Source organism: Prochlorococcus sp. MIT2304, assembly GCF_059772405.1.
On record NZ_CM186286.1, the window covers coordinates 639,843 to 658,239 of the forward strand.

Here is an 18,397-nt window from a genome sequence, read left to right on the forward strand (position 1 = left end):
AAAACTACCCATAAAATGCTTAGTAAATTATTTTTCAGCAGCATGATCACATTTCTTCTCATAGATATAGGTATGAAAATTGAGGCTCAAGGGAAAAAAATTACTACTAGAAATAATCTTATTAATAAATTCTGTATTGCAACATTAAAATCAAAACTTGATATCAAAAACAAACAAAATTTAAAGGAAATTAGTGATTTTACATGTGAATGTTTTTTTAAAAAATATAATTCTGGAAATTCGTTAAAAAGCTCTCGCGCTTACTGTAGAGAAAAAGCTTCTGAAAAATATAATCTCTAGAAGAATAACAATCTAAATCAAATGTATACATCAAATTCAAAAATAAATAGAAGCCCATTAGCAAGACTTTTAAGTAATCTTAAAAGTCAGAAGCGTCTGATTTATTCCGCTATTACTTGTTCTATATTAAATAAATTTTTTGATCTTGCACCACCTGTTCTAATTGGCATATCTGTTGATGTAGTAGTAAGAAAAGAAAGTTCATGGCTAGGTTCAATTGGCTTTAACACTGTCCCAGATCAATTAGTTGCACTTGCAATAATTTCATTTTTAATTTGGACGGCTGAATCATTCTTTGAATATTTATATGGATTATTGTGGAGAAATTTAGCTCAAAGGACACAGCACTATTTAAGAATAAAAGCATATGATCATTTACAAGAATTAGAGATGACATTCTTCGAATCAGATAATACAGGAAGGCTTTTAACTGTACTGAATGACGATATCAATCAACTAGAAAGATTCTTGGATGAAGGTGCTAATAAAATTATTCAATTAATAATTACTGTTTTTATAGTTGGTGGGGCAATGGTTTTATTGGCTCCCGGCATTGCATTGCTTGCGTTTATCCCTATTCCATTTATTCTTTGGGGATCGATTAATTTTCAAAAGAACCTTGCTCCTCGTTACCGTGAAGTCAGGGATAGAGCTGGAGATCTTGCTTCAAGACTTAATAATAACCTCAGTGGAATGCTTACTATTAAAAGTTTCGCCACTGAAGATTGGGAACTTGAAAGATTAAGACTCGATAGCAATTCATATCAAGAAAGTAATAGAAAGGCAATTAAGCTTTCAGCAGCATTTATCCCATTAATTAGATTCGCAATACTATTCGCATTCCTTGCCATATTAATTGCTGGAGGTTTTCAAGCTTGGAAAGGATTAATGCCAGTTGGAACATATAGTTTTTTAGTATTTATTACTCAAAGATTATTATGGCCCTTAACGACGTTAGGGCATATTTTAGATGATTACCAAAGATCAATGGCCTCAACAAATAGAGTTTTAGATTTAATAGATACTCCGGTAAAAATTAAAACTGGAAAAATCAGATTAGATCCTAATACTGTTAAAGGTGACATCAAATTTAAAAACATTGATTTTACATACCAAGGTCGGGCTCAAGTTATCAAAAATTTTAATTTAGATATTAGTCCCGGAAAGAAAGTAGGAATTGTAGGTTCTACCGGTTCTGGTAAAAGTACACTTGTAAAACTGTTATTAAGACTATACAAAAATAGTAAAGGTTCAATAGAAATTGATGGAAACTCAATTGAATTATTGGATTTAAAAAGTCTACGAAGATGTATTGCATTAGTAAGTCAGGAGACCTATTTATTCCAAGGCACAATTGAAGAAAACATCTCCTATGGATCACAAAATATTGATAAAGGCAAGATAACAAATGCTGCAGATATTGCCGAAGCAACTGAATTTATTAATCAACTGCCAAAAGGTATAAAAACGATAGTTGGAGAAAGAGGACAAAAGTTATCAGGTGGACAAAGGCAACGAATTGCTATTGCAAGAGCAATTATAAAAAATGCACCAATATTAATTTTAGATGAAGCAACAGCATCTGTAGACAATGAAACTGAAGCTGCGATTCAAAGGTCTCTAAAGAAAATAACAAATAACTGTACTACAATTGTTATTGCACATCGTTTAAGCACAGTGATAGATGCTGATGAAATTATAGTTTTAGACAAAGGTAAAATTATAGAGAAAGGAACACATATTTCTCTTCTAAAAAACAAAGATTTCTATTACAACCTTTGGAAAATTCAAGCTGGTGAAAATAATATTTAAATTATATAAAGAAAGTTAAAGAACTAACTACTCTTTTAAAAGTATCTTGCATTTTTGACCAACGTTGCTCACTTGTGCTAGCAGCAAGTGTATACAAATAGCCTTTATCTATGACGACAGTAGCGATTTCGTGCCTACTCTTTTCTTGCAAATCAACAGAGTATTCAAGATCATAAAATTTGCGCTCATTAACTTCTCTCTCTGAAGCATCAATTAATTGAATAGAGTTATTACTATTTTTTTCACCAAATAATCTTTGCCCTACGGCATCCGCTCCACCCAAATCATCTAAATCTAATTCATTCTCCAATTTTGAAATGACAAGACTGAGTGTTTCATCGGAATTGATCAAGTCATGGTAAACAACCTCCGGTCCATTATCGACAGCAACTCTCGTCCACCCTGTGGGGAAAAGGAAACCATATCGCCCATCTTGGCTTTTAAAAGGTTCCAAGCCTGCGGTACCTCCTGTAGAACAAGCTCCGAGCGTCAAGACCAAAGCTATAGCCAAAAGGGATTTAAAAGATGTTCGAAAAAATTTGATCATTTTGAAGACTCAAGCATCACTATTTTGATACATTTCTAATTTAACTGACGGTAATCTTCTTTAAATTAGTGCAACCCAGATAAAACTCTGACTAAATTCAAGTTAATTGCTTTTGAACTCTGAGCGGCTTCACAAAACCATTATCAAAATTAATTGATCAGTTTGAGCAATTGCCTGGTATCGGCCCCAGAACTGCTCAAAGATTAGCTCTTCATCTTTTGCGTCAGCCAGAAGACAAAATAAGATTGTTTTCAGAAGCGCTGGTTAATGCGAAAAGTCAAGTAGGTCAATGTAAGACGTGCTTTCATCTAACTGCAGGAGAACAATGCGAAATTTGTTTAAACAGGCAAAGAGATCAAGAACTCATTTGCGTTGTTTCTGAGTCAAGAGATTTGCTTGCTCTTGAGCGCACTCGAGAGTACAAAGGTCTTTATCATGTAATTGGTGGATTAATTTCTCCGATGGACGGGATAGGACCAGAAATGCTTGAAATATCAAGTCTGATTAAAAGAGTCGATAAAGAAAATATCAAAGAAGTCATTCTTGCCTTAACACCAAGTATTGAAGGGGATACCACTAGTCTTTATGTGGGTAGATTGCTAAAACCATTCACAAAAGTTTCTCGTATTGCTTATGGACTTCCTGTTGGAAGTGAGTTGGAATATGCCGATGAGGTAACACTCTCTCGTGCTTTAGAAGGTCGTAGAGACTTAGATTAACTATCAAACATATGACAACAACAACAAGAAAAACAACAAAATATAGTTGCTTCCCTCCGGAAGAGCGTTTACCAAATTGGATCAAGCCGTCCATTGGTAAAGCAACTCAACTGGAAAAAGTTCAAAAGCTCGTAAAGGAAAACAGATTACACACGATCTGTGAGGAAGGAAGATGCCCGAACAGAGGTGAATGTTATGCCGCTGGCACGGCTACTTTTTTATTAGGTGGCTCAATCTGTACAAGGAGCTGTGCCTTTTGTCAGGTAGAGAAAGGGAAGTCGCCCGAAAAAGTAAATATTTTTGAAGCCGAAAAAGTAGCAAATGCTGTTCAGGTATTGAATCTCAAATATGTAGTACTAACCGCAGTTGCAAGAGATGATTTACCAGATCACGGAGCAAGTCTATTCACGAAAACAATGGGTGCAATCAGGTCATTGAATCCTGGTGTCGCAATAGAGGTGCTAACACCAGATTTCTGGGGTGGCAAAAATAAGGACAATGTCGCGGCGCAAAGAGAGCGACTTAAGCTAGTTCTCTCAGCTAATCCAATTTGCTTCAACCATAATCTTGAAACTGTTAAGAGACTTCAAAGAGAAGTCAGGAGAGGTGCTACTTACGAACACTCACTAAACCTTCTCAGGTTTGCTAGAGAAATCGATCCTAAGATTCCCACAAAATCGGGCATAATGCTTGGACTGGGAGAAAAATTTCACGAAATAGTTCAAACCCTTAAAGACCTTAGAGAAGTCGACTGTCAATATTTGACTATCGGTCAATATTTACGACCTTCACTTGCTCATATCCCAGTTTCTCATTATTGGTCACCAGCAAAATTCAATGATTTTGCTGAAATAGCAAAGGGATTAGGTTTTAAAAAAGTAAACAGCGGTCCACTAGTTAGAAGCAGTTACCATGCGAATGACACCTTAGATTAGTCTCCTTAAAATAGTTTTAGCTACTCAGACCAACTCCGATAACTTCTTTCAAATACTTTCTCACAATCACCTACCATAAACGCACCTGCACCTCCCCAAACAATTCTCAAAGGTAAATCCAAGGGGGAAGATCCTACTTTACGCACAGTCTTAAATCCACGCTTACGAAAATAACGTTGTAAGATTTCATGTTGATTATCTTCATCATAAATAGCCAATAATCTAGCACTACGACATGGAGTCTCTTCCATAGTCCAGGCCATAGTTGCAGCCCAGATTAAATCACCTACTTTAGACTTGGCGTTCTTACCAACCTTCATAGTATCCAGCTGAAGTCCTTTGGTTTTTTGATATGCCCATCCTTTCATTTCACCTAGTAATTGAATTTTTTCATTACTGGTTACTTCGCCAACGACCAGCTTAAAGGACCAAAGACTGAGAGGTCTTCTAACTTGTATTCGCAGCAATAAGCCTCTATCAGATGCTTCTTTTTCTAATAGAGTTAAATTAGGTTTAGTCATGAAGAAGGCCATATAGAATTTTCAGGTAGACGTTTCATTATTTCATCAATTTGACGTTGTCTTTCAGCAAATCTAGCTCGATCGCTATCAGTAAATTTATCCACACAAGCCTCACATTGTAAGCCTTTTATATAAGTTGGCTTTTTTAAATCCTCAGGGGAGATTGGTAATCCACAAGCATGACACATCGTGTGTGAACCTGGTGCTAGCTCATGATCTAAAGAGACGCGTTGATCAAAAACAAAGCACTCACCCTCCCATAAACTCTTCTCAGGGGAAACATCCTCTAGATATTTAAGAATTCCACCCTCAAGATGATGTACCTCGGTAAAACCTTCATCTATCAAATAAGAAGTAGCTTTTTCGCATCTTATTCCTCCCGTACAATACATCCCTATTTTCATAGAGGGATTCTCCTCGATTAAAGGTTTTAAATGCTTTTGAACCCATGTAGGAAATTCACGAAATGAGCTTGTATGAGGATTTAGAGCTCTTGGAAAATTCCCAATTTTTATTTCATACTCATTACGAGTATCAATAACAACAGTATCAGGATCTTCTAAGAACTCATTCCATTCACAAGCTTTTATATATTTACCAACAGATTTGGAAGGATTAACTTGTTTTAGCCCAATCGTGACGATTTCTTTTTTATGACGAGCTTTAAAGCGTCTAAATGCCTGTTTTTCACACCAACTATATTTGACATTAATATGCGGTACCTTTAACAATTTCTCTAAGGTTTCAATGAATTGAACTATCGCATTTTCATTCCCACAAACTGTACCGTTAACGCCTTCATAAGCCAATAAAATAGTACCTTTTATTTCCTGATTCGTAGCCAAGTTAGTTAATTGTTCTCTGATTAAAAGAATTTTTTCATCAACAAGAGGTATAAAATTGTAAAACGCAGCAATTTTATACTTAAATTTCTTGAGGCTATCCTCTGTTTTCATGCCTACTTATTCTTGAGAGAAATTAGCAGTAATTCCAGCATCCGCTAAAAGTTTACGGTCTGCCTCCACCTCCGGATTACTTGTAGTCAAAAGTGTATCCCCATAGAATATAGAATCAGCTCCAGCTTGTAGACATAGTATCTGAGCTTCTCTACCTAATTGCTGTCTTCCTGCGCTTAGTCTAATTCGACTTTTAGGCATAATGATCCTTGCTGTCGCAACCATCCGAACCATCTCTAATGGATCAATAGAAGATAAATCCTCCATAGGTGTACCCTCCACAGCAACTAAAGCATTAATAGGTACACTCTCTGGATGTGGATCTAAGGTTGCTAAAACCCTAAGCAAAGATGCTCTATCGGAAACAGATTCGCCCATCCCAATAATCCCACCACAGCACACTGTAATGCCTGCCATACGAACTCTTCTCAATGTTTCAAGTCGATCTTGATATGTTCTGGTTGAAATAATATTGGAATAATGTTCAGGACTTGTATCTAGATTGTGGTTATAAGCTGTTAAACCTGCTTCTGCCAACCTAGAGGCTTGAGAATCGGTAATCATACCAGCTGTAACACACGCCTCAAGGCCAAGTTTTCTAACACCTCTAACCATTTCAAGCATTGAATCGAATGTGTTGCCATCTTTGATTTCACGCCAAGCCCAACCCATACAAAATCTATCTGCCCCCGCATCTTTAGCAGCTCTTGCTCTATCAAGGACTGACTTAACTTGAAGGGCAGGAATGGGTTGAACCCTTGTTTCATTATGCACAGATTGAGGACAATATGAGCAATCTTCTGAGCAGCCCCCTGTCTTCACACTTAAAAGAGAAGCGAGTTGAACTTTGTAACCTGGGTTGTAAGACCTATGAACTATTTGAGCTCTCCATAACAAATCCATTAATGGCAAATCCAGTATCTCTTTGACTTCCTCTAAGCACCAATCATGCCTAAGATCTCCTCCTTTTATAGAATTAAAATCTAAATATGAGTCATCTTTAATAGTGAATTCATCAGACTCTCGAATATTAGGATTAATTAGAGTCATAAAAGAATCTAAATATAAAAAATTAAATTACTATTTAGTTGTAGCTGATAATCTATAAAAAATCACATAACTAAATATATTCCCTAATATTAGTCATACACCACCAAATCTCCTTCTACGAGACTGATAGTCAAGTAGAGCCTTAGTAAGAGTTTCAGCGTTGAAGTCTGGCCAAAATACATCCGTAACATGAATTTCAGCATAAGCTAATTGCCACAAAAGAAAATTACTTATTCTTTTTTCACCACTAGTTCTAATAAGCAAGTCTGGATCAACCTCGCTTGCTGTAAATAATTCAGAGGCGAATAAATTTTCATCAATCAAAGAAGGGTCTAATTCACCTTTAACGGAACGTTCAGCCAACTTCTGTGCAGCTCTTACCAATTCACGTCGTCCCCCATAGTTAGTGCAAACATTAAAATGAATTCCTTTGTTATGAGAAGTTGATTCGACTGATTTTTTTATTAAATCCTTTAATGTAGTGGGTAAAGGGTCAAGGTCGCCCAAGAAATTAATTTTTACTTCTTCTAGTTTTAAATTACTCAATTCACGTTTGAGAACACTTTCAAAAAGTGTCATTAAAAAATTCACTTCTTCTCTAGGTCTAGACCAATTTTCAGTTGAGAAAGCATATACAGTCAAAGCTCCTATTCCCCACTGACTACATAAATGCAAAGTATTTTTTAAAGCCTCAACACCAGCACTATGTCCAACCGTTCTAGGTAAACCTTTTGATTTTGCCCACCTTCCATTCCCATCCATAATTACCGCAATATGGTTGGGCATCCGGAGGCTATCCAAATCTTTGGGTATTGGAGACACCTCTCCAGAATTATCAGTACTTATCACAGAAGGGTAAGTCAATTTAAAGACTCCTTGCCGTCATTGATTATCCCAAGATTAACTCTGGACTGAGAACTTTTAGGGTCATTATTAGTGGAAGAAGTTTTCAATGAAGAATTAGGGCTGGTGGATTTGGTTGAAGATGAATTAGAGGGATCAAACAATTCTTGCAAAAGGTCAAGTAATCTACTGCTTGTGATAGGTCTTTCGAGTCGTCCTTGGCTAGCTAAAGATAAGGTACCTGATTCTTCTGAAACCACAACACAAATACATCGATCAAATCGTTCAGTTATTCCCAGAGCAGCCAGATGTCTAGTTCCATACCTACTAATTCCTTGTCTTGAAAGAGGCAAAATTACCCCTGCAGAAATAATTCTATTCCCCTTTACCAAAACAGCCCCATCATGAAGAGGGGTGTCTGCGGCAAAAAGGTTTAATAGTAATTCAGATGATAATTGAGCATCTATTGGAACTCCCGGGAAGAGGAAATCTTCAGGACGTAAATCACTGCCCATATCAACAACAATTAGCGCTCCTTTTCTGTTTTGTGATAAACGACCCGCTGCTTCAGTTAATTGAGCGAAAGTATTAGAACTTGCCCTAAATTCTTTTTGAGTATTGCCAAGAATCACAGCTAATCTTCCAGTACCTAATAATTCCATTAATCTCCTTAATTCCCCTTGCCACAAAATTGCTAGAGATAATGAGCAGGCCAAAACCAGGGCATCAACAAGTTTTGAAGTAATTGGTAAATTCGCAAATCTCTGCACGAACCAAGCTAATGAAACCAGAAATAGATAACCTCTCAAAAGCCATAATGTTCTTTGCTCTCTAACTCTTGTAAAAAGAAGAACCCCGAGAGAGGTCGCGAACAAGACATCAAGTAGAACATTCAAGTTTATAAGCCACCAAAAATTCACTCCTACTCCTCAACGTTATTTCAACTTACCTAATTCCGGCGAATAAAGCGATCAGGCAATACATCTAATTGCAATAGATCTTCAGGAAGTTCTCTCCTTTGAATTAACTCGGCAAGACCATCACGAACCATAATTGTGGCTGGTCTTGGAATTCTGTTGTAATTAGAACTCATTGAGTAGTTATATGCACCAGTTCCAAAAACAGCCAGAAAATCACCACTTTCACAGGAAGGAAGAAAAAAATCTTTTAACAAAATATCCCCAGATTCACAATGCTTCCCAGCAATAGTAACTTTTTCAAGATTTGTATTCAATGGTTTGTCTACCAAGCTCGCACTATAAAGAGATTGGTAAGTTATGGGGCGAGGATTATCACTCATACCTCCATCAACAGATAAATAGGTTCTAACTCCAGGAACAACTTTTTTAGCTCCAATCTTATAAATAGTAAGCCCAGAATTAGCCACAAGAGATCTGCCAGGTTCACACATTAATCTTGGCAAATCTATATTTCTTTCATTACAAGCCTTGACCACAGCATTAGAAATAACTTCAATCCATTTTTCAATAGATGGCGGATTGTCTTCTTGGACATATTTAATCCCTAGACCTCCTCCTACATTCAGATCAACTATTGGATGACCAATTTCCTTAGCAATCTTGAACGTATCGACCATCACACTAGCAAGATCAACGTGAGGTTGAATTTCAAAAATTTGAGACCCTATATGAGCATGTAAACCAGTTAAATTTGCCCATTTATATGTTTTTAATTCCTCTAAAACTGACTTTATGTCATCTGGATCAAAACCAAATTTGCTATCTAAATGTCCAGTCCTAATATATTCATGAGTATGGCATTCAATTCCAGGAGTAAATCTCAACATTAATTTTGCTGGTTTTTTATCGTTAGCAATATTTTTTAGCAACGTAATATCATGATGATTATCTAATACAATCGTCACGTTATTTTTATAGGCAAAATTCAACTCATCGTGAGATTTGTTATTTCCATGAAAGACGATATTTTCCCCTTTTATTCCTCCTTTCAAAGCAGTAAGTAATTCACCTTCCGATACTGCATCAAGGCCAAAACCCTCAGAAGCAATTAAGGCACAAATTGCTACTGAGCTATTTGCTTTTGAAGCATAAAGAGGAAGAGTATCTCCTGGATAATGCTTTTCCAAAGAAGTGACATAGGTTTGGCATGCAGTCCTAAGTGACAACTCATCAAAGACATAAAGAGGTGTTCCATATTTTTCTGCGAGTTCGCTAAGTTGACATCCACCAACTAATAATTTTTCACTTTCATTAATTTCCGAAGTAATTGGGGCTATGTTTAGATTTGGACTATGTATATCCCTATTGGGTTCGAAAGCTTTTGAGCCTTGCATGGAAAAATTTTCACTTGAATATTTATCCAATCTAGAGATCAATTAACCAATTGGTATTCTTTTTAAAGAAAGAAGGATCAATCAATTAAATGATGCATATGAATCTCAAAATAATTGAACTTGGGATGATGCACATAAATGATTGCTTGGAACTAGACCAAAAATCACTAAAAGGTCTTTGGACTAAGTCTCAATGGGAAAGAGAATTAACAGATTCTAAAAGGATTTGTATAGGAATAATGGACCTAAAAACGAAAAAAATTTTAGGGGTTTGTTCTTCATGGTTAGTTTTGGACGAATTGCACATAACTTTAATTGCCGTTCATCCAGTACATCAAAGGAAAGGACTAGGTAAATTTCTCTTATCAGATTTAATCAAACGTTCAAGGTCTTTACGAACAAATCAAATACATTTAGAAGTTAAAATGACAAACGAGCCTGCGAAAGCTTTATACAAATCCATGGGCTTCAAAACAATAGCTAAAAGATCTAACTTTTACGAAGATGGAAATAGTGCTCTATTTCTTACAAAAGAAACAGATAATTAACAAAAAAAAGCAATACTTCAGTACGGTTTACCGAAACAAAACATAAATAAATCGATCATTCTTTGCATCAATTAATACTTTTAATTATTTTTCAACGAACACTTAATATTTACCCTTTATAAAAAAAAACCTAACCGTACACATTTCACACTTAACCCTGATAAATTGGAACTAACAGTAAATGGCTAAAGCTAAATGTTTGAGAGGTTTACAGAAAAAGCAATAAAAGTCATCATGCTTGCTCAAGAAGAGGCAAGACGCCTTGGGCACAATTTTGTTGGAACGGAACAAATCCTTTTAGGTCTCATAGGAGAAGGCACTGGAGTTGCCGCAAAAGTTCTTAAATCAATGGGTGTGAATCTTAAAGATTCACGAGTGGAAGTTGAAAAAATAATAGGAAGAGGGTCTGGATTCGTTGCTGTAGAAATACCTTTTACTCCAAGAGCAAAAAGAGTACTTGAGCTTTCATTGGAAGAAGCTCGACAACTAGGCCATAATTACATTGGAACTGAACATTTATTACTTGGCCTTATTAGAGAAGGAGAAGGAGTTGCAGCAAGAGTTCTTGAAAATCTAGGGGTTGATCTAACTAAAGTCAGGACACAAGTTGTTCGAATGCTTGGTGAAACCGCTGAAGTTACTACTGGTGGAGGTTCCTCAAAAGGATCAGCCAAAACTGCAACACTTGATGAATTTGGAACAAACCTGACCAAATTAGCTAGCGAATCAAAGCTTGATCCTGTTGTTGGAAGGCATTCTGAGATTGATCGTGTAATTCAAATACTTGGAAGAAGGACAAAAAATAATCCTGTTTTAATTGGAGAGCCTGGAGTAGGAAAGACAGCTATCGCCGAAGGTTTAGCTCAGAGAATTCAACAAGGCAACATTCCAGACATTCTCGAAGAAAAAAGGGTTCTAACACTTGATATTGGTTTACTTGTTGCAGGGACCAAATATAGAGGTGAATTCGAAGAAAGGTTAAAAAAAATTATGGAAGAAATAAAATCTGCTGGGAATGTAATCCTTGTTATTGATGAAGTTCATACTTTAATAGGAGCAGGTGCTGCTGAGGGAGCAATCGACGCTGCAAATATATTGAAACCAGCTTTAGCGAGAGGAGAACTTCAATGTATTGGAGCTACAACGCTTGATGAATATCGCAAGCATATAGAAAGAGACGCTGCGTTGGAACGTAGATTCCAACCTGTAATGATTGGAGAACCTTCAATAAAAGACACAATAGAAATTCTTAAAGGGTTGAGAGAGAGATATGAGCAACATCACAGATTGAAGATTACTGACGAAGCATTAAATGCTGCCGCTAATCTTGGGGACAGGTACATATCAGACCGTTTTTTACCTGATAAAGCCATAGACCTAATAGACGAAGCAGGTAGCAGAGTTAGATTACTCAATTCCAAATTGCCACCTGAGGCTAAAGAAGTTGATAAAGAATTAAGGGAAATACAAAAGAGCAAAGAAGAGGCAGTAAGAGATCAAAATTTCACCCAAGCTGGAGAACTTAGGGAAAAAGAAGTCGAACTTAGAGATAAAATCAGAAATCTTTTGCAAAATATTAGACAAAAAACCTCACCAAATTCTGAGGCTAACTCTAGTGATAATCAGATGAAAACTAATGAAAGTGCTGATCAATCAAGTAATCAGTCAGATGAACTAAAAGTATCTCAACCAATAGTTAATGAGGAAGATATTGCTCATATTGTCGCATCTTGGACAGGCGTTCCCGTTCAGAAATTGACAGAGAGCGAGTCAGTCAAACTTTTAAATATGGAAGACACCTTGCATCAAAGATTGATTGGTCAAGACGAAGCAGTCAAAGCGGTTTCAAAAGCAATTAGGAGAGCAAGAGTTGGTCTTAAAAATCCAAACAGACCAATCGCCAGTTTTATTTTCTCTGGGCCAACTGGAGTGGGAAAAACTGAACTTACTAAAGCTTTGGCGGCCTATTTCTTTGGCAGTGAAGAAGCAATGATACGCCTAGATATGTCTGAATTCATGGAAAGACACACTGTTAGTAAATTAATAGGCTCGCCTCCTGGCTACGTGGGTTTTAATGAAGGTGGACAACTTACTGAAGCTGTAAGGAGAAGACCCTATACAGTTGTCTTATTTGATGAAATAGAAAAAGCACATCCAGATGTATTTAATCTGCTACTTCAATTACTCGAGGAAGGAAGATTAACCGATTCAAAAGGAAGAACTGTTGATTTCAAAAATACTTTGATAATAATGACTTCAAATATTGGATCTAAAGTTATTGAGAAAGGTGGTGGAGGATTGGGATTTGAATTCTCAGGGGAGAATTTAGAAGATACTCAATACAATAGGATTAAATCATTAGTAAATGAAGAACTAAAGCAATATTTCCGACCTGAGTTTCTAAATAGATTAGATGAAATAATTGTCTTCAGACAACTATCTAGAAATGAAGTGAAAGACATCGCTGAAATAATGTTAAAAGAAGTATTCGTAAGGATAAAAGAAAAAGGGATATCATTAACCGTTTCAGATGATTTCAAAGAAAGATTAGTAGAAGAAGGCTACAATCCCTCTTACGGGGCTAGACCTTTAAGAAGAGCAGTAATGAGATTATTAGAAGATAGCCTTGCCGAAGAATTTTTATCTGGAAGGATAAAAGATGGAGACAAAGCAGAAGTTGACATTGATGAAAGTAAAAAAGTAATAGTTAAACATCTTGGCAAAGATAGCTCGACACCAGAATTAGCTAGTGCTGCTGTTTAACTTTCAATAGAACAGTTTAATGTCTATAAATAATCACAGTATTTCACCTTCAAAGGTTGTTAGGGGAGAGGGAGCTTGGTTTAAATCCCTTGATTTAATCACCATACTTTGCAAAAGGCCGTTAATAATAGGTAGAAGTAGCTCTACAAAAAAAATAAGAGCTTCTTTCAAAAAAGATTTACTTTTAAAAGGTATTCAACCAATCTCTTTCGAATTAGATCATGATTGTTGTGAACTAGATATCCAAAATGCATGTCTAGTCTCAAAAAACAACGAATGTGATGGGATTATTGCAGCAGGAGGAGGGAAAGTACTTGATGCAGGGAAATTAATTGCTGATTTACTTGGTATCAATTGCATAACCGTGCCATTAAGCGCTTCAACATGTGCTGGATGGACTGCTTTATCAAATATTTATACTCCCGATGGCAAATTCGTAAAAGATGTAGCTTTAAAAACCTGTCCAAACTTATTGATCTTCGATCACACAATTGTCAGAGATGCTCCACCAAGAACTCTTGCTAGTGGCATAGCAGATGCCGTAGCAAAATGGTACGAATCATCCTTAACAAGCAGCACAAGCCGAGACGGTTTTGTGCAACAAGCAGTTCAGATGGCTCGGGTTTTAAGAGATCAATTATTATTAAATGGCCACCAAGCTTTCATAGATCCACTAAGCAATTCATGGAAAACTGTTGCAGAAGGATGCGCTCTGACTGCTGGAATGATAGGAGGGCTTGGTGGTGCAAAATGCAGAACTGCAGCAGCTCATCCCATTCACAATGGGTTAACACAACTTGCATATGCAAGCAAACCACTTCATGGAGAACTTGTTGGATTTGGCTTATTAGTGCAATTAGACCTAGAAGATAAAAATTCAACAAGTCAATTACCAAAACAAGCTAAGAAACAGCTTATAAGTTTCTTCTCAGAACTAAATCTTCCTATTTCAATTGAGTCAATTTGTCTTAGAGATACTACCTCGAAAGAAATACATAAAGCCTGTAAATTTGCCTGTAAAAATAACTCAGACATACACCAATTACCTTTCCAAATAAATGAAAAAGATCTTTTCGAGGCAATTCAAAGTTATCAAGCCTTGCCTAAAACCTCCAAAACAAGAATAAAAAATAATTAAGAGCATTGAATCAAGAAGTGAATAAAAATATAGATAACACATATGCATCCAAGGCATACATTAGTAAAATTCAAACCAAAATTATTGACAAACAAGCAAGTAAACTTTTTGAAGATCTTAAATGGTTAAAACTTGAGAATTTTTCACAGAGTCCATCTGATCTATTTCCAACAGTTTTAACAGGAAAAGGAGAAAAAATACTTCTTATCCATGGCTTTGATAGTTGTTTTCTTGAATATCGACGTCTCACACCATTTCTAAAGAAAAATAATAAATTAATAATTCCAGATCTGTATGGCTTTGGATTTTGTCCTAGATCTAATGGTAACAAATATGGATTTAAATATTTAATGAAACATTTGAATTGTGTTTTGGACTATTTCTCAAAGAATCAACCCATAGGAGTAATAGGTGCCTCAATGGGCGGGGCTTTGGCTCTAGAACTCGCAAGACAAAACCCAAAGAAAGTGAATAGGTTACTGCTTTTATCACCAGCGGGATTGGCAGGAAAAAATCCAAAAATACCGTGGCCCTTTAATCATTTGGGGGCCTTTTTCCTTGGTCAGCCGTTTGTTCGTAGGGGTTTATGCAGACAGGCATTCGCAGATCCAAGAAATAGTGTTGGTCCTGCAGAAGAACAGATCGCATCCATTCATTTAAAAGTTCCTGGATGGCAATCATCCTTAGCAGATTTTGCAGCCGATGGGGGAGTTTCTGATTGCGGACTCCCAAAACCAACTCAACCTCTCAAAATTATTTTAGGAAAACATGACAGAATCATTCCTAAGAATGAAAAGGAGGAAACCTACAGGAACTACAAGCACGAAATAGAAATAGCATCAAATTCAGGACATCTTCCACACTTGGAAGAACCAAAATTAGTTGCTGATTTTTGGGAAAAATTATAAAACTAAATGATAGTCAAGCAGATTCAAGGGAAAGGAATTCTTGCTAAATTATTAGAGCAATGTGTAAGGATCTTAATACTAAAAGAGTGTAAAAAAATTAACAACCTTAAAATAAATATTATCTCAAGTTCTGCCAATATAATTAAAGGGGAAATACAAAAAATTAATATTTCCGCGGAAAATATTAATTACAAAGATCTTTTATTCGATAAATTTGAACTAGAAGGTGATAATATTAAAATAATTATTAAATTAACCAATAAAGAATTATACTTTAAGAATAATCCTATAATAAAATTCAAAATTTCTTTATCTCAAAAATCAGTAAAAGCAATTTTATTTTCTAATAGCTGGGATTGGATTAGTGAAGTGATTAGTAACGAAATCCTAAACAAAGAGAAACTAGAAGATATAGAAATAATCAATGATGAATTATTAATTAAAGCCTCTGAAAAGAATGCCACTAAAAACGAAGAACAAAAGATTAATATTAAAACTGAAAAAGGGAAAATTTACCTGCGAAACAAAAACAATAAAAAGAGTATTCAGATTCCGATTGAAGATAAAATATTTATTGAAAATATATATACAGAAGATAATTTAATTAATATTATTGCAAATTCACCTATTAGTATATAATTATTTCAAGAAGTAATTAATGGTGATAATAAAATTACTATATAAAAAACAATTGCAGGAGTAAATAAATAACTATCTATTCTATCAAGGATCCCTCCATGACCAGGTAAAAAATTACCTGAGTCTTTTAATCCTGCGTTTCTCTTTAACATCGATTCTGTAAGGTCTCCTACGAGAGAAAACAATGCTACTAAAACACCAATAAATATTCCAATCAATATTCCAAATTCCCATCTAAGTAGATAACCACAAAAGGCTCCTATTATTATTGAAAAGGACAGTCCTCCAATTACACCTTCAATAGTTTTAGAAGGTGAAATTGGAGATAATAGGTGATTACCAAATTTCTTACCTACAAAATAGGAACCTATATCAAATCCAACGATCATAAAACATGTAGAAAAAGTTATTAGCATTCCAAAATCAATAGATGTTGGCCAGTCAATGGGTATCAAATTAAAGTTATTTGTTAAATCACCTTCTAAAAGATTTCGTAACTTAATCCAATGACTTGGTAAGAATCCTAAGTAAAATAATCCGAAAATTGATGCTGCCACATCAGCAATGGAACCAGTTATTGGTTGTAACAACAACCAACCACAAATAGCGGCACCTGACAATGGCAAAATAGCATCTGATATTTCAATTGAGATATATCCAAGAGAAGATAGTTGAGTGAAGAAAAGTAATATTTGGCAGGCCAATAATGTGGTCTTCGTAGCTGGCCTTATCCCCGTAAACTCTGCCATCCGAAAAAATTCTAGAAGAGCCAAATGAACAATTAAACTTATTGCAATAGAAAACCACCAATCACCTAAATAGACTATTAAAAAGCCAAAAGCTCCTACTAAAAGTCCACTTAATAATCTCTTTTTCGAAACAGTTAAAAACATTAAATTAGATGAAAAAATATAGCTTTCTTCTACAAAACATACTTAAAAGGATTTATTAATAATAAATTTCATTATAGCTGATAAGTAGATATGTTTAATCAAGAAGTACTCTTATAGAACCAGAGATTTGTTCTGGCCAAAAGCATTTTTGCTCTATCAACCAATCAACACGAGCTTCGTCCAAAATCTCTCCAGGAATCAATAATGGGATTCCTGGAGGATAAGGACAGACCATCTCAACTGAAATTCTTCCAATAGCATTCTCCAGATTTACAGTCTCAAAATCCGATCCCCAAGAATATGAACATGGCTTGCATGGCTTAGAAACGATACTGAAAGGTGGTTTTTTAAAAAAACACGATTTCTGTTTGCCAAAAGTTGTAAGGATTTCATTCCAAATTCCTACAAATCTTTTTCCTAATTTATTGTGAGATGAAAGCCCAAGGCAAAAAGTTAGTGTTCCTGGCTCAGCTAGTTCACCAATTATTCCATTACTAATAAACATTTTATCAACTTCAATACCACTCAAACCGAATCTTGAGGTATGAAGAATGATTCTTAATGGATCACTGTTTTCAAGAAGAGGAACTTTTTTATTAATCAGAAAATCTTTTAACAACTCAGCTTCTTCTATACGGGATTTCAACTTCTTTAGCCCTTGAGGTTCAAAAAGTTCCTTTATTGAACTTTCACAAGAAGCTAACAATAAAGAACTTGGACTTGAAGTCTGAAGCAATTCAATACTTCTATTGATTTTGAATGGATCAACCTTGTCACCTTGCGACCATAAGACTGCGGATTGAACTAATCCCGGAGCAGATTTATGGAGAGAGTGAACAACTAAATCCGCACCATAAGATATGGCCGACTTAGGTAAATCTGGTCTTATTTGACTTATGAAGTAAGCGCCATGAGCCTCATCAACCAGTACTGGCAAAGAATGTGCATGAATCTCCTTAATCAGGGATTCCATATCTGCAGAATATCCTTGATATGTAGGGTTAACTAAAACCACCGCAGCTATGTCCTCTTTAAGTTCTTTTGCTTTTTTTAAAGCTCTTTTAAGCCACTTACTATCAAATACAGAGGCATGACCTCGATCAGTTAAGTAAGGCACATCGAAAAGTAATGGTATTAATCCTCCAAACAAGCATGCTTGAATACAGCTTTTATGAATATTCCTGGGCATAAGAACAGCTTGACCAGGACGAGCCAGAGTTAGCAATGAACTTTGAAGTAAACCAGTCGCCCCGTTGACTCCATACCAGCATCTGTCAACACCCGCTTGAGAAGCAGAGGACTTTTGACTTTCAGCTATGGCCCCTTCACTAATTAAAGGGCCACCAATCTCGAAAAGTTCTGGCAAATCCCATATACCTGGCTTTAGCTTCAATAGTTTTTTTATCTTTTTGGGGAGAGCATTTCCTCTCACATGGGCTGGCAAAAAAAGGTTTTCGCTTCTATCAGCAGAAAGCAAGTTAAAAAGCCTCATTGAGTAAAAGGAATACCTA

The 18,397-nt window shown here is 35.8% G+C and carries 18 protein-coding genes; 9 read left to right on the forward strand and 9 right to left on the reverse strand.

From position 1 onward, the window contains the following. Positions 1-42: 42 nt before the first annotated feature. A complete protein-coding gene (locus AC6EIY_RS04050) occupies positions 43-300 on the forward strand; it encodes a hypothetical protein (protein WP_498507731.1) in 258 nt (85 codons plus the stop codon). A 21-nt stretch (positions 301-321) separates the two neighbouring features. Continuing rightward, positions 322-2,112, forward strand: coding sequence for an ABC transporter ATP-binding protein (locus tag AC6EIY_RS04055; RefSeq protein WP_498507732.1), 1,791 nt, complete (start codon positions 322-324; stop codon positions 2,110-2,112). A gap of 1 nt (position 2,113) precedes the next feature. Here the strand turns inward: AC6EIY_RS04055 and psbP are convergent, their stop codons facing one another. After that, positions 2,114-2,659, reverse strand: coding sequence for a photosystem II reaction center PsbP (gene psbP / locus AC6EIY_RS04060; RefSeq protein ID WP_498507733.1), 546 nt, complete (start codon positions 2,657-2,659; stop codon positions 2,114-2,116). A 119-nt stretch (positions 2,660-2,778) separates the two neighbouring features. On the opposite strand from psbP, the gene recR reads away from it, so the two are divergent. Both recR and lipA read left to right on the forward strand, forming a co-directional pair. Next, the gene (recR, locus tag AC6EIY_RS04065) at positions 2,779-3,378 is read left to right on the forward strand and encodes a recombination mediator RecR (protein WP_498508146.1); all 600 of its coding nucleotides are present in this window, start codon (positions 2,779-2,781) and stop codon (positions 3,376-3,378) included. Positions 3,379-3,389: 11 nt separating this feature from the next. Next, the gene (gene lipA, locus AC6EIY_RS04070) at positions 3,390-4,313 is read left to right on the forward strand and encodes a lipoyl synthase (RefSeq protein ID WP_498507734.1); all 924 of its coding nucleotides are present in this window, start codon (positions 3,390-3,392) and stop codon (positions 4,311-4,313) included. Positions 4,314-4,333: 20 nt separating this feature from the next. Here lipA and AC6EIY_RS04075 read toward each other — a convergent pair whose 3' ends face one another. The 6 genes from AC6EIY_RS04075 to lysA all read right to left on the reverse strand — a co-directional run bounded on the left by AC6EIY_RS04075 (position 4,334) and on the right by lysA (position 9,997). Next, the gene (locus AC6EIY_RS04075) at positions 4,334-4,834 is read right to left on the reverse strand and encodes a hypothetical protein (protein WP_498507735.1); all 501 of its coding nucleotides are present in this window, start codon (positions 4,832-4,834) and stop codon (positions 4,334-4,336) included. Further along, positions 4,831-5,790 (reverse strand): oxygen-dependent tRNA uridine(34) hydroxylase TrhO, encoded by a 960-nt coding sequence (trhO, locus tag AC6EIY_RS04080; protein WP_498507736.1) that lies wholly within the window; start codon positions 5,788-5,790, stop codon positions 4,831-4,833. Before trhO ends, AC6EIY_RS04075 begins: the two co-directional genes overlap by 4 nt. A 6-nt stretch (positions 5,791-5,796) precedes the next feature. Beyond that, a complete protein-coding gene (gene bioB / locus AC6EIY_RS04085) occupies positions 5,797-6,840 on the reverse strand; it encodes a biotin synthase BioB (protein ID WP_498507737.1) in 1,044 nt (347 codons plus the stop codon). A 93-nt stretch (positions 6,841-6,933) separates the two neighbouring features. Beyond that, positions 6,934-7,704: an undecaprenyl pyrophosphate synthase gene (gene uppS / locus AC6EIY_RS04090; protein WP_498507738.1), complete on the reverse strand. Its 771-nt coding sequence runs from the start codon at positions 7,702-7,704 to the stop codon at positions 6,934-6,936. Then, positions 7,701-8,603, reverse strand: a complete 903-nt coding sequence (cdaA, locus tag AC6EIY_RS04095) for a diadenylate cyclase CdaA (RefSeq protein WP_498507739.1) — start codon at positions 8,601-8,603, stop codon at positions 7,701-7,703. Before cdaA ends, uppS begins: the two co-directional genes overlap by 4 nt. Positions 8,604-8,632: 29 nt before the next feature. Continuing rightward, the gene (lysA, locus tag AC6EIY_RS04100) at positions 8,633-9,997 is read right to left on the reverse strand and encodes a diaminopimelate decarboxylase (RefSeq protein ID WP_498507740.1); all 1,365 of its coding nucleotides are present in this window, start codon (positions 9,995-9,997) and stop codon (positions 8,633-8,635) included. A 98-nt stretch (positions 9,998-10,095) separates the two neighbouring features. Between lysA and rimI the strand changes: the two genes are divergently transcribed. From rimI to AC6EIY_RS04125, 5 genes are all read left to right on the forward strand, one after another. Further along, the gene (rimI, locus tag AC6EIY_RS04105; protein WP_498507741.1) at positions 10,096-10,545 is read left to right on the forward strand and encodes a ribosomal protein S18-alanine N-acetyltransferase; all 450 of its coding nucleotides are present in this window, start codon (positions 10,096-10,098) and stop codon (positions 10,543-10,545) included. 195 nt (positions 10,546-10,740) lie between these two features. Next, positions 10,741-13,308, forward strand: a complete 2,568-nt coding sequence (locus AC6EIY_RS04110) for an ATP-dependent Clp protease ATP-binding subunit (protein ID WP_498507742.1) — start codon at positions 10,741-10,743, stop codon at positions 13,306-13,308. Positions 13,309-13,327: 19 nt separating this feature from the next. Further along, positions 13,328-14,446 (forward strand): iron-containing alcohol dehydrogenase family protein, encoded by a 1,119-nt coding sequence (locus AC6EIY_RS04115; RefSeq protein ID WP_498507743.1) that lies wholly within the window; start codon positions 13,328-13,330, stop codon positions 14,444-14,446. A gap of 17 nt (positions 14,447-14,463) precedes the next feature. Next, a complete protein-coding gene (locus tag AC6EIY_RS04120; RefSeq protein WP_498507744.1) occupies positions 14,464-15,354 on the forward strand; it encodes an alpha/beta fold hydrolase in 891 nt (296 codons plus the stop codon). Between the two features lie 6 nt (positions 15,355-15,360). Then, entirely contained in the window at positions 15,361-15,993 is a 633-nt protein-coding gene (locus AC6EIY_RS04125; protein ID WP_498507745.1) for a hypothetical protein, read from the forward strand. Between the two features lie 5 nt (positions 15,994-15,998). Here the strand turns inward: AC6EIY_RS04125 and AC6EIY_RS04130 are convergent, their stop codons facing one another. Together AC6EIY_RS04130 and AC6EIY_RS04135 are read right to left on the reverse strand one after the other, a co-directional pair. Continuing rightward, complete coding sequence (locus tag AC6EIY_RS04130; RefSeq protein ID WP_498507747.1) at positions 15,999-16,886, reverse strand: phosphatidate cytidylyltransferase; 888 nt, start codon at positions 16,884-16,886, stop codon at positions 15,999-16,001. Positions 16,887-16,980: 94 nt separating this feature from the next. Beyond that, positions 16,981-18,378, reverse strand: a complete 1,398-nt coding sequence (locus AC6EIY_RS04135; protein ID WP_498507748.1) for an Orn/Lys/Arg family decarboxylase — start codon at positions 18,376-18,378, stop codon at positions 16,981-16,983. Positions 18,379-18,397 lie beyond the last annotated feature (19 nt).